The 12,712-nt window shown below is 67.6% G+C and carries 9 protein-coding genes; 3 read left to right on the top strand and 6 right to left on the bottom strand.

What is annotated here, in order from left to right:
- Positions 1–3 precede the first annotated feature (3 nt).
- A complete protein-coding gene (locus ACEN8G_RS11620) occupies positions 4–186 on the bottom strand; it encodes a hypothetical protein (RefSeq protein WP_413416134.1) in 183 nt (60 codons plus the stop codon).
- Positions 187–292: 106 nt separating this feature from the next.
- Positions 293–1,519, bottom strand: a complete 1,227-nt coding sequence (locus ACEN8G_RS11615; RefSeq protein WP_413416135.1) for an MFS transporter — start codon at positions 1,517–1,519, stop codon at positions 293–295.
- A 75-nt stretch (positions 1,520–1,594) separates the two neighbouring features.
- Here ACEN8G_RS11615 and ACEN8G_RS11610 point away from each other — a divergent pair, with 75 nt between their 5' ends.
- The gene (locus ACEN8G_RS11610; protein WP_413416136.1) at positions 1,595–2,377 is read left to right on the top strand and encodes an AraC family transcriptional regulator; all 783 of its coding nucleotides are present in this window, start codon (positions 1,595–1,597) and stop codon (positions 2,375–2,377) included.
- 61 nt (positions 2,378–2,438) lie between these two features.
- Here ACEN8G_RS11610 and ACEN8G_RS11605 read toward each other — a convergent pair whose 3' ends face one another.
- Both ACEN8G_RS11605 and ACEN8G_RS11600 read right to left on the bottom strand, forming a co-directional pair.
- Positions 2,439–5,426: a TonB-dependent receptor plug domain-containing protein gene (locus ACEN8G_RS11605; RefSeq protein ID WP_413416137.1), complete on the bottom strand. Its 2,988-nt coding sequence runs from the start codon at positions 5,424–5,426 to the stop codon at positions 2,439–2,441.
- A gap of 294 nt (positions 5,427–5,720) precedes the next feature.
- Positions 5,721–8,780 (bottom strand): glycosyl hydrolase family 28-related protein, encoded by a 3,060-nt coding sequence (locus ACEN8G_RS11600; RefSeq protein ID WP_413740792.1) that lies wholly within the window; start codon positions 8,778–8,780, stop codon positions 5,721–5,723.
- 156 nt (positions 8,781–8,936) lie between these two features.
- Between ACEN8G_RS11600 and ACEN8G_RS11595 the strand changes: the two genes are divergently transcribed.
- Positions 8,937–9,464 (top strand): gluconokinase, encoded by a 528-nt coding sequence (locus ACEN8G_RS11595; protein WP_413419399.1) that lies wholly within the window; start codon positions 8,937–8,939, stop codon positions 9,462–9,464.
- Between the two features lie 576 nt (positions 9,465–10,040).
- Here ACEN8G_RS11595 and ACEN8G_RS11590 read toward each other — a convergent pair.
- On the bottom strand, positions 10,041–10,718 hold the full coding sequence (locus ACEN8G_RS11590; RefSeq protein WP_413417685.1) for a FadR/GntR family transcriptional regulator: 678 nt from the start codon (positions 10,716–10,718) through the stop codon (positions 10,041–10,043).
- Between the two features lie 43 nt (positions 10,719–10,761).
- Entirely contained in the window at positions 10,762–12,102 is a 1,341-nt protein-coding gene (locus tag ACEN8G_RS11585; protein WP_413417687.1) for a GntP family permease, read from the bottom strand.
- A 318-nt stretch (positions 12,103–12,420) separates the two neighbouring features.
- On the opposite strand from ACEN8G_RS11585, the gene ACEN8G_RS11580 reads away from it, so the two are divergent.
- Positions 12,421–12,651 (top strand): helix-turn-helix domain-containing protein, encoded by a 231-nt coding sequence (locus tag ACEN8G_RS11580; RefSeq protein WP_184000650.1) that lies wholly within the window; start codon positions 12,421–12,423, stop codon positions 12,649–12,651.
- Positions 12,652–12,712: the final 61 nt, after the last annotated feature.

Below are 12,712 nucleotides of genomic sequence, written 5' to 3'. Positions count from 1 at the left end.
CCGTCAGTCCTTCCGGCCGCGGACCGGCGGCAGGTTCGAGAGCTTGGTCAGCAGCAGTGGCAGGTCGCCACTGATATAGGTGTCGGTCGGCACCGCCCAGCATTCGTCCAATGCGGCAAGCGCCGTCGCCGCGCGCCCACGCCGCGGCTGGGTGCCGGGCGCCTTTCCTGTGCTATTGATCGGCATTCCGCTCTCGAAAACAAAACGGACCAGGCCCGCCGGCAAAGACCGGCGGGCGCTGGCCCTGGAACCCTAGAACGTCGTCCCGCCGGATCGGGTTCCCGGGCGATCCTTATTCCGTCGCGCCCCGCTCGACATTGGGCAGCAGCGCGGTGAGCAGCCCGATCGCCGGCAGGAACGCACAGACCTGATAGACCGTCTCGACGCTGGTCGCGTCCGCCAGCCAGCCGAGCACCGCGGCGCCGAGCCCGCCCATGCCGAACGAGAAGCCGAAGAACAGGCCCGAGATCATGCCGACCTTGCCGGGCACCAGCTCCTGCGCGAACACCACGATCGCCGGGAAGGCGGAGGCGAGGATCAGGCCGATCGGGATCACCAGCACCCCGGTCCAGAACAGGTCGACATGCGGCAGCAGCAGCGTGAAGGGCAGCGCGCCGAGGATCGAGAACCAGATCACGTACTTCCGCCCGAACCGGTCGCCCAGCGGTCCGCCCGCGATCGTCCCCAGCGCGACTGCGGCGAGGAAGGCGAAGAGGTAGAGCTGGGCGCTCTGCACCGAGACGTGGAAGCGGTGGATCAGGTAGAAGGTGAAGTAGCTCGTCAGGCTGGCGAGATAGACATATTTGGAGAATATCAGCGCGAGCAGGATCGCGATCCCGCGCAGCGCATGTCCGCGCGGCAGTTCTGCGGCCAGCGAGGTGCGGCGGCCGGCCTGCAGCCGGGCCAGCCCGTGGTGGCGATACCAGGCGGCAACGTTCCATAGCACCGCACCCGAGAGCAGGGCGAGCAGCGCGAAGAAGGCCAGGCTCGACTGGCCCCAGCGCACCACCACCAGCGCGGCGGCGAGCGGCCCCAGCGCCTGTCCGGCATTGCCGCCGACCTGGAACAGCGACTGGGCCAGGCCATGGCGCCCGCCCGCCGCCATGCGGGCGACTCGCGAGGATTCCGGATGGAAGACCGAAGAGCCGATGCCGAGCAGCGCCGCGCCCGCCAGCACCAGCCCATAGCTGTGCGCGATCGACAGGATCGCCAGGCCCGCCAGTGAGAAGAGCGTGCCGCCCGGCAGCGCCAGCGGAGTGGGGCGCCTGTCGGCATAGAGGCCGATCAGCGGCTGGAGGATCGATGCGGTGATCTGATAGGCGAGGGTGACCAGCCCGATCTGCCCGAAGCTGAGCCCGAGATCGGCCTTGAGATTGGGATAGATCGCCGGAAGCAGCGATTGCATCATGTCGTTGAGCAGGTGGCAGAAGCTGATCGCCACGATCACCCCGAACGCCGTGCCGCCCATATCCGCCTGCGCCCGTGGCGCTTCCATCGTCATCGCTTGCGTATCACGCATCACCAGCTCCTTACTGGCCCGGCACCTAGCGGCTCAGAGGGTGTCCTGCTTCGTCATATGGGCTAAAGAGTTTTGATGATGGGACATGGGCTGCACCTGCATCGCGAACCGGACGACTATGAGGACGTGCCGCGTCCGGTCGTCGGGATCGGCAACGATTATCCGCCTTCGTTTGAGCTGGCCGAGCACCAGCATCGCCGCGCCCAGTTTCTCTATGCGGCGAGCGGCGTGGTCGCGGTCAGCACGCCGCAGGGCGCCTGGGTGGCGCCGCCCGAGCGGGCGGTGTGGATCCCGGCGGGGACGCCGCATGCGGTGCGGATGGTAGGCGCGGTCCAGACCCGCAGCGTCCTGATCGAGGCGGAGGCCTGCCCCGCTCTCGGGCGCGCCTGCCGGGTTGTCGCGGTCTCGCCGCTGCTGCGCCAGCTTCTGGTCTCCGCGGCGGAGGTGCCAGCCGAATATGACGAGGCAGGGCGTGACGGGCTGGTTATGCGGCTGCTGGTGGCAGAGATCGACCGGGCACCGATCGTCCCGATCCTCGTCCCGTTTCCCCGCCACCCTGCACTGGCGGCGCATTGCCATGCCTTTCTCGAGAGCCCGAGGGCGAGTGCCACGATCGACCAATGGGCGGATGCGCTGGCGATGAACCGCCGGCGCTTCACTCGGCTCTTCCGCCGCGAGACCGGGATGAGCTTCGCCGAATGGCGCCAGCAGGCCTGCGTCTCGGCCGCGCTGCCCCGGCTGGCGGCAGGCGAGCCCGTCACGGCGATCGCGCTCGATCTCGGCTATGACGGGCCGGCCAATTTCTCGACGATGTTCAAGCGTTTGCTCGGCGTTTCTCCAAGCCATTACCGGCGATGAAAACAAAACAGGTTGGCGATGCATGGCACCGCCAACCCGAGGGGACATCGCTTGGGGGCAATCAGAATTTCAGGCGGACACCCACACGATAGGTGCGGCCGAGCGTGTCGTAGAGCGCCGGATTGACGTCGAGGCCGGTATTGGTCTGCGGCGACGGCTCCGGATCGTGGTCGAAGAGGTTATCGACCTTGAAGAACGAAGTGATGTTGTCGTTGATGTCGAGCGTGCCGCCGACATCGACATAGAAGGCGCCCTTCATCTTGTTGTAGTCGATCGTCGGATGGTTGCCGGTCGAGGCCGGGCAGCCGGTGGTGCAGACGACATATTGGTTGCCGATCACGCCGTCGCTGAACCAGCGCTCCGTCACGCTCAGGCTGAACCGGTCATTGGCGTAGGTCTGCACCGCCAGCCACTTCCAGTCCGGCGTGTTGCCGCTGTTGGCGCCCGCCTGGTCGACCGTGTCGACCCCGGCGATGCCGGCGCGGACGAGGAATTCCTGCACATGGGTGCCCAGCGCGCGCAGGGTGAAGCTGCCCGGCAGGCCCAGCGGCCGCTGCCACTGGTAGCTCGCCTCGATGTCGAACCCGCTGGTCTTCCACGAGGCGAGGTTGAACGGCTGGACGTTGATGAAATTGCCGCCCTGCACCGGGCTGTTGAGCACGAAGCCGCCGCAGAAGGCCTGGTTGCCGTCGAAGCAGAACTGGACGATCTGCTGTGCCGACAGGCTGGAGATCACCCCGCTCAGCTTGATCGTGTAATAGTCGACCGAGATGTTCAGCCCGGGCAGCCAGGACGGCCGCGACAGGACGATGCCGACCTCGGTGTTGCGGGCGATTTCCGGCTTCAGATTGGGATTGCCGATCGTGTTCTGGAACGCCTGCACGGCGCCGGCGGGCGGGAACGGGTTGTTGAAGCTCGGCAGCGTCGTCACGGTCGGCGCCGCGAACAGTTCCGAGAGGTTCGGCGCGCGGACGTCGCGCGAGGTCACTGCGCGCAGGCGGATGCCGTCGAGCGGCGTCTCCCAGGTGCCGCCGATCTTCCACGCCCAGACGGTGCCCGAGGTGCTGTAGTGCGTCACGCGGCCTGCGCCGTTCAGGTTGGCGCTGCCGATGCCATCGCCCTTGAACAGCGGCAGGTTGAGCTCGAGGAAGCCCTCGTACACGTCATACTTGCCGCCGCCATTCTTGTAGTTGCCGGCCGCCCAGTTGCTGCCCAGGGTGGAGTTGAGCAGCGGATCCGCCGGATAGTCGGCGTTGTTCGGGCTGATCGACGAGACGCCGGCGCCATAGGCATCGGCGTTCACCCGGTAATATTCCTTGCGATATTCGCCGCCGAACGCGACCGAGAGCGGCCCGGCCCACAGGTCGAACGGCTCGCCGGAGAAGTTGATGCTCGCCACGTCCTGGGTCAGCTTGGTGTGCTGGAACGGCCCGTTCTCCGGCGTGACATAGGCGAGCGCGGAGGCGGTCGGGGCCACGTTGCCGAAGATGTTGATCGGCTGGCATCCCGCCGCGCGTGCCGCGGCATCGGCGCAGACGATCGCGCCGTTCAGCGTGATCGCGTTGGTCGCGGCGACATAGCGATTCTGCAGCACGATATCGTTGACATTGATGTCGGAGATGGTGGTGCCATGCTCGTAATAGGCGTCGTAGCGCCAGCTGCCGCCCAGCTCGCCCTTGGCGCCTACGACGAAGCGATATTGCCGCCGGTCGGTGAACACCTTGGGATCGGGGAAGTTTGCGTTGGCCGAGCCGAAGCCGAACGAGGTGATGCCGGCCTGGGTGCAGCGGTCCTTCACCAGCTGCGGCACATAGGGATTGGCGCACTGCACCGTCAGGCTCGCCCGGTTGTAGCCCGGGCTCGGCTGGTTGCTGGTCTTCACCTGCGCGATGTTGGCGGTGAAGTAGAGCTCGTTGTTCGGGGCGAAGTCGAAGCCGATCCGGCCGAAGCCGTTGATGCGCTCCAGCGCCGACTTGAGCGAGGCGCCGCTGCCCGGCGCACCCGACAGGTCGCCGCCGACGCAGAAGGCATTGCCGGAGAAGCAGCCGGTGACGCCGCCGGCGCCGTTCGGCACGCCGCCCGAGCCATAGGCGAAGTTATAGGGCTGGCCGGCCGCGTCGAACGCGATGCCCTGGAGCGGGCCGTTGTTGATCAGGCCGTAGCGGGCATATTGATAGGGCTGCGCATAGTCGCGGTAGCGGAACTGCGGCAGGCCGTTGTTGGTCTGGCCGGTGTTGACCAGCGTGGTGGCGCGATACCAGTCGCGGCTGCCGGCAAGGTCGGTGCCGAAATCGCCCGGGCCGACGCCGTCCTCATGATCATATTCGCCGCTGACGATCAGGTGGAGGCGATCGTCGAACAGCGAGCCGCCCCAGGCGGCCTGGGCCATGATCTGCTTGTCGTCACCATAGCGGGTGATGCCGCCCTGGACATTGGCCTTGAAGCCCTTGAACCGGGTGTCGGTGATGAAGTTGACCACGCCGCCGACTGCGTCCGAGCCATAGGAGGCCGAGGCGCCGCCATTGACCACGTCGACGCGCTTGACCAGCAGCTGCGGGAACATGCTGATGTCGGGCACGCCGGTGACGTTCGCACCGACGACGCGCTGGCCGTCGAGCAGGGTGAGGGTGCGGATCGCGCCCAGGCCGCGCAGCGAGAAGGAGCTCAGGCCCTGCTGGCCGCTCGAAGTGCTGAACGTGCCGGTGGCGGCACCGGTCGAGCCCTGCAGCGAGGGCAGCTGGATCACGGTGTTGAAGATGTTGGGCGAGGCGGTCCGCTCGATATCCTCGCCGCCGATCACCGTGGTCGGGGTCGGCGCGGTGAAGCCGCTCGTCAGGATGCGCGTGCCGGTGACGATGATCTGGCCGCCGGCATCGGGCTCGGTCTGCTCGGCGGGGGCGGGAGCCTCCTGGCTCTCTGCTGCCGGTGCCGGCGCCGTCTGGGCGGCGGCGGGCGTGGCTGCCAGCGCCATGGCGAGCACCGCGAGGCTGGTAGCGGTACCAGAAAGCGCGGTCAGCCTGCGGCGATCAACGGTAAATGCGATCATCATCCATCCCCTTGTGCTCTGAGCGCCGCCTTTCGAGAGGCAGTTCGCCATTGTCTTGGCGCTTTAGCCCATCACGGGGTGCCCAACATCTACGACCATGGTCGTAGATGTTGGGCGGGAGGGCGATCAGGGGTGCTGACGTTCAAAATCCTCCCCCCGCCAGGGGGAAGTGGCGCGCGCAGCGCGACGGAGGGGGGAGGTATGCGAACCGATAGTTGGCTGCTTACCTCCCCCTCCGTCAGCCTTTGGCTGACACCTCCCCCTCGCGGGGAAGGATTGGTGGGAACGAGTGGTGATCTAAGGCCGCGCGGCGTAGAGCGCGTGGTGGGTGAGGATGAACAGGGTGCGCCCGTCGGGGCCGCCGAAGAGCAGCTGGAGCGGACGCTCGGGCACGTCGATCCGGCCCGCCTCGCGGCCATCGGCGTCGTAGACGAAGACCTGGCCGTTCGCGACATAGACCCGGCCGTCCGGCCCTGCGGCGACGCTCTCGCCGCCGCGGGCGGCAAAGGGCGTGAGATCGGTCACCGCGCCGCCTTCGCCGAGCAGCCCGCTATAGGTGCGGTCCTCCGAGCCATTGGCGATGTAGACCCGCTCGCCGACCTTGCCGGTGACCCAGCCATAGGTGTCGAGCGTATCCGAGAAGCGCCAGCCGAGATGGTTGCTCGGCCCCTGCTGCCAGACCCTGAACGCGGGCAGCACCAGCGAACCGTCGGGCGAGACATATTCGCGGGCCTTGGGCGCCGCCATGTCGCGGGCGAACATATCGGCGAGCGTGGTGAAATGATCGGTCGCCGCGTTATACTGGTCGCGGAACTCGCCATTGTTCCAGAAGCTGCCGGGCAGGGCGACGCGGGCTCTGGCGCGGTCCTTCGCCGCCGTTGGCGCGATCAGCTTCACGTCCTGCGGCTCGCCCGGCTTGATGCTGTAGACCGTTGCCTCCGGCCCATCGGACGACAGCACCAGCAGATTGCCCGAGCCGTCGACCGCCAGGTTGATCGGATCCAGCGGCGCATCGGCGACCACCGACAGGCCTTCCTTCGCCGACCAGCTATGGATCCGGTGGAACTGGCGATCGACGAAATAGAGCTTGCCTGACGCGTCGACCGCGCCGCCGCCCAGCGCGTAGAAGCCCTGGGCAAGCTGCTCGACCGGCACCAGCGAGGGCGTGGCGGCGGGGGCGGGCGTGTCGGTCACGTCGAGCACGGCGAACTCGCGCTCGCGCACCTCCAGGCCGCGCGTCACGTCCTGGATCGCGTTGGCATAGGGGTATTTGCTCGCGCGCAGATAGGTGCCGCAGCCATTGGCGTCGCAGGTCGAGAAGCCGCTCTCGGCATTCACATGGACGTTGCGGAAGCGGATGTCCTTCGACCCATAGAGCTTCACCGCGGCGGGCGCCGGCTGGAGCGAGCGGGTGACGCGGTAGCCGTGGAAATTGGCGAACAGGATGTCGCTCGAATTGCGCACCTCCAGCGCGATCGTGTTGCGGCTCTCGCCGGCCTCTTCCTCGGTCTGCGGCGCGAGGAACTCCCAGCCCTTCACCCGGTCGAGGACGATCTCGGCGCGCAAATGATGCTCGGCGGACATCTGGTAGACGATCCCCGGCGTGCTGGTGTCCGACACGTACAGCCCGGCCTGGGCATAGGTGTTGGGGGTCCACAGCCCGTTGAAGGTGCCGCCGCCGCCATCGGTGACCCACAGGCTGGCATATTGGCCGTCCCAGCGCTTCTTCGGATCGACATCGGCGGTGTGGTTGGCGTTGTACGGATCGAAGCGGCCGCCATCGGCGAGGTTGGTGCCGTGACCGCCCTGGAACTTGATGTCGTCGACCAGCGACTTCTCGCCGGCGCGCCACAGCAGGCCGGTCGCACGCGGGTTCACCCCGCCGGTGAACAGGCCGAGGCCGGAGACGATCGCGTCGCCGCCCTTGGCGCTCTCGACCAGCGCCTTGGCCGGGCCGACGCCGCGATAGGCCGGGGTATCGTCGGCGAGGACGATCTGGGTCAGGCTGGGGTGCAGGCCGATCAGTACGCTGTCCGGCTGCAGCCGCAGCGTGTCGCTGACCTTGTAGAAACCGGTGGGGAAATAGACGACGCGGTTGGTGTCGATCGCCTTCTGGATCGCGGCGGTGTCGTCGGTCTTGTCGTCTCCCTTGGCGCCCAGGTCGCGGACATTGGTCCAGGTGGAGACCCCGGGGAAAGCGCGGATCGCAGCGTCGCGGCGGCGGGGCAGGGCGCTGACCGGCACGGCGTCCATGCGGGTCGCGAAGCTGCCCGGCTGGCCAAGACCTGCGAGCGTCAGGCCATAGGTGAACTCCTTCACCCGGTAGCGCGGGGCAGGGCCGGCGACGGTCTTGCCGCTGTCGCGGAAGCGGGCGAACACCGGCGTGCCGGTCGCCACCGCATTGTCGAAGCCGATCTGCGTATAGGCATTGCCCTCATTGCTGATGATCACCCCGGCTTTCGAGACATTCTCGAAGCCGACGTCCTTGCCCCAAAGCCAGTCGCCATAGCCCTTGTCGATCTCGATCCCGACAGGGGTGTCGCGGAACACCGTGTTGACCAGCGTGAGGCCCGCCTCATGTTCGCGGATCGCCGCGTCGCGCTGCCCCTCGAAGGTGGAATCGAGCAAGGTGTACTGCCAGGCGGGCGAGGTCTTCTCGGCCAGGATGCCGTAGCGCCCGCCGAAGAAGCGCAGGTTCATGCCGAGATTGCCGACCTGGTAGATGCCGGCCAGGCCCGAGCCCAGATGGAAGTCGATATGGGCGAGATAGGCGTGCTGGGCAGCGTGGAAGCGGACGCCGGTCGCCGCCGGATTGCCCGCGCCGATCTCGAAATCGACATTCGCCATCGAGGAATAGAAGGTCCCCGAATTGGCATCGGCTATATCGGGGTTGAACGGCACGCTGGTCGGCGGCGGCACCGGCACGCGGCCGCGCAGCGGCGCGCCGCCGGGCCCGGGCGCCGCGCCGTTCGGCTGGTTGCCGGTGAAGAATATCATGCTGCCCACGCCCCGCTGGAAGCCCGGCGTGTTGGCGCCCAGGACGAAGACCGGCCGGGTCTTGCCCACCCCGAACAGCCGGACCCCCGGCCACATGTAGATCGTCCGGGTGATGCGGTGCCGGCCTGCGGGCAGGAAGACAATCCCGCCGCCGGGCCTGGCCGCCGCCGCGTCGATCGCCGCCTGGATCGCGGCGCTGTCGTCGGCCACGCCGTCGCCCTTCGCCTTGACCGTGACGGCGGCGGGGTCGGCCGGGGCGGTGGCGAAGACCGAGACGGAGCGGGCAGTCTGGGCCTCGGCACTCGCGACCTGCATCGCCGCGACCACCACCAACCCCGCGATCCGCATCCTGCCGTCCATGCCCTGTCCCCTTTTTATACTCACACGATAGCACGCGGATACGCATGCGGGGGCACCCGCGCGACCGCGACAAAGGTCGCAATGGTCAAAGCCGCCGCCTGCGAACATTAGCTTGCCCAACCGAAGTCGGGGAAGTTTGTGGAAGCGCAGCGAAAAATGACCGGAGTGCCGTCCTTTGCCATCGTCGTGATGGGCGTCAGCGGCTGCGGCAAGTCGACGCTGGTCGCGCATCTCGCCGCGCATCTCGCCGCGCCCGCGTTCGAGGGCGACGATTTCCATGCGCCCGAGAGCGTCGCCAAGATGCGCAGTGGCAAGCCCCTCGACGATGCGGACCGCTGGCCCTGGCTCGACAGGCTGGGCGCGGCGATCGGCGCGGCGGTGCGCGCACAGGGCATCGCGGTCGCCGCCTGCTCGGCGCTCAAGCGCAGCTATCGTGAGCGGCTGGAGGCGGCCGCGGGCGTGCCGATCGCCTTCGTCCTGCTCGACGGCGAGCGCGAGGAGATCGCGCCGCGCCTGGCTGTCCGCGCGGGCCACTACATGGCGCCCAGTCTGCTCGACAGCCAGTTCGCCACACTCGAGCGCCCCGGCGCCGACGAGCGCGCGATCGCGCTGCACTGCTATCGGCCGGTGGAGGAGCTTTGCGGCGAGGTGCTCGCCTGGGCTGGGGTGGAAGCGGGCGTTTAATCCGTCATCCCGGCGCATCCATTTGCCGTCATCCGGATGCGCTTATGGCCCGGCGTGCCTTTGGCACCCGGGGCTGGGCAGAAGGAAAGGACCGGCGCGTTCTTCTTCTCGTGACGCTCGGGCTCGACGACGCTTTGGCATTGGTGTTCGTAGATATGTGTGTCGTGTCGAGACTTGTTATCCGCGGCGTGCCTCCCCCTGTATTGCAGCCTGAAGAGAAGCCAGGGGTTTTTTTAAGGCGAGGGGCTCTACGGTCATCTGGCGAAGCTTCGACTTACGCTGCCGAACGATTCCGCCACCGGTCCTCCGACGCTGCCACGTGCAATCGCCGGCCTTCTGTCCTTCGTGCTGGCCTGGTACGAAGGATGGTGAGGCTTATAACCTATTTGGTTCATATTGTCAAGCGGAATCTACCAATGGCCGTCATCCCGGCGAAAGCCGGGATCTCGTGCGGCTCCGTCCCGCGCCATCGCCTGAGATCCCGGCTTTCGCCGGGATGACGGATTGGGGTCGGCGTGGCGGGGCGACGGTTTGGGGCGGGGATGACGGTAAGGGTCTCGGGATGGTGGTAAGGACCTAAGGCATCAGCCGCTTGCGCCCCTGCGACAGATGCCAGCGCATCGCCAGCGCGGCGCCATCGCCGTCCTGCGCCCGGATCGCATCGACGATCGCGTCATGCTCGTCCATCATCGATCCGATCACTTCGGGCGGGCGCGAGCGCGAGATGTCGACGCCGGCGCGCAATATCCCCATCACGTCATGCTGGAGATGGTCGAAGGTAGAGATGAACGCGCTGTTGCCCGTCGCCTCGGCGATCGCGCGGTGAAGCCGCCAGTCCTCGTCATGCGCCGGCGCCGAGGAGAGCAGGGCAGTGCGCAGCGCCTCCAGCGCGGCGTCGATCTCCTCCATCTGCTCCTGCGAGCGGCGCTGCGCCGCCAGCCGCGCCGCCTCAGCCTCGAGCACGAAGCGCACCTCATAGGTGCCGAGCGTCGTCGCCAGCCCGTCCAGCGGCACGTGCGAGCCGAGCCGGGCGGAGGGGCGGCGCTTCACATAGGAGCCCGCACCGCGCCGCGCCTCGGTGATCCCGTCGGCGGCGAGCCGCACCAGCGCCTCGCGCACGATCGTCCGCGACATGCCGAACAGCTCGGCCAGCCGCGCCTCGGACGGCAGCCGGTCGCCGGCCACCAGATCGTCCTCGTTGATGATCCCGACGATCGCCGTATAGGCGCGATCGGCGAGCCTGCCCTCCTGCACGGCGCCTCTCTTCTTCGCGCCTCGATTTTCTCCGGGGCGCGTCTCAGACAAGGTAGCTGAGGCCCAGCACCATGGCCAGACCGGCCACCGAGATCACCGTCTCGAGCAGCGACCAGGTGCGGAACGTGTCCGCCGTCGTCGTGCCCATATAGCCCTTGACCAGCCAGAAGCCGGGATCGTTGACATGGCTGAAGAACACCGATCCCGCGCCGATCGCCAGCACCACCAGCTCGGGCGAGGCGCCCGAGGCGGCGACCACGCCCGGCATGATGCCGACCGCGGTGATCGTCGCCACCGTCGCCGAACCGGCTGCCAGACGGATACCCACCGCAACCAGCCAGCCAAGCAGCAAGGGCGAGATCGAGTACATCATCACCAGCCGCGCCAGCAGGTCCGAAAGCCCGGCGGTGACCAGCACCTGCTTGAGCGCGCCGCCCGCGCCGATGGCGAGCAGGATCGCGCCCGCCGCGCCCATCGTCTCGAACCAGATCGCGTCCTGGATGGCTTCCTCGCTCAGCCGCCGGCCAAACAGCAGGGGCAAGGCGAGGAGGTTGGTGATGAGCAGCGCCAGCACCGGATTGGCGGCGGCCGCAAGCAGGGGCGAGTTGGCCAGCGCGGGCACCAGCTTGGCGAGCTCGCCGGTGGCGATCAGCACGATCGGTAGCAGCACGATGAATAGCGAGACCGCGCGGTGCGGCGGCTGCAGGTCATGCACCGGATCGCTCAGCACCGGCTCGGTCAGCTTGACGCCGGGGGTGACGAACTTCGCGAGCACCGGCCCGGCGAGGATCGCGATGGGGATGGCGATGATCACGCCGTAGAGCATGGTCAGGCCCAGGCTGGCATTGAGCGCCTCGACTGCGAGCAGCGGGCCCGGATGCGGCGGCACCAAAGCATGGACCACACCAAGGCCGGCCAGCGCGGGCATGATCAGCCGCAGCTTGGTGCCGTCGGGATCGCCATTGTCGGGCATCGCCTTGGCGGCGGCGACGACGATGGGGAGCAGCAGCACCAGCCCGGTCTCGAAGAACAGCGGCAGGCCGATGACGATGGCGATGCCGAGCGTCGCCCAGGGCGCGGCCTTGGGCCCGGTCAGCCGCAGCGCGCCGGTGGCGAGCGAGGCCGCGGCGCCGGAGAGGTGGAGCATCGCGCCGAGCGACAGGCCCAGCGCCACCACCAGGCCGGTGCCGCCGACGATGTCGCCCACGCCCTTCTGCACCGCCTTGGCGGTGTCGCTGAGCGGCAGGCCGGCGAACAGGCCGACGGCGAAGGCGCCGACGAGCAGGCCGATGAAGGGATGGAGTCGCCAGCGGACGATCAGCAGGATCGCAAGCACGATGCCGGCGATGGCGGCGATGACCAGCCGAATGTCCTCGCCGCTCATTCGGCGATCCCCTGGGCGCAGTCGAACGCGAATCCTGACATCGTTGTCCTCCCCGGAAGTCCTCGGCTTTTTCTTGCAAGCACGTTGAACGGACCGAGTTGTACGACAGATTTTTCCAATTCGGCAACGAAAAAGGCTTGCTACCGCTACCAAATGCGGAACATATTAAAACCTGTCCAACCGATTCCGGCAAAACGGAACGGGGACGGGATCGGTCGGAAGCGCCGGTCCGCGAGCATGACACCATGCGCCTCGGGGAGAGGATCGATGAAGGTGACCGTTCAGGAAGCGAGCCAGAAAGCGGCAGTCTCCGCCGCCATGCCCCATCTCATGGATGGCGCGGGCAGGCCCGTGCATCTCACGCCGACTCAGCTCAAGGTGATGCAGGGCGTGCATTCGGGGCAGCTCAACAAGCAGATTGCCTATGAGCTCGGCATCGCCGAGGCGACGGTGAAGGCGCACATGACCGCGCTGATGCGCAAGCTCAACGTGCGCAACCGCACCCAGGTCGCGATCGCGGCCCAGAGCCTGGCGCTCCGCCAGGCCTGATTTCCCGGCCCGGCATCGCCCGGGCCTTCCGACGTTCTCGTCCAGTCCATTTCCGGAGAGC

The organism is Sphingomonas sp. Sphisp66, assembly GCF_047324325.1.
Taxonomy (GTDB): Bacteria; Pseudomonadota; Alphaproteobacteria; order Sphingomonadales; family Sphingomonadaceae; genus Sphingomonas.
This window is presented reverse-complemented; position numbering and strand designations above follow the sequence as displayed.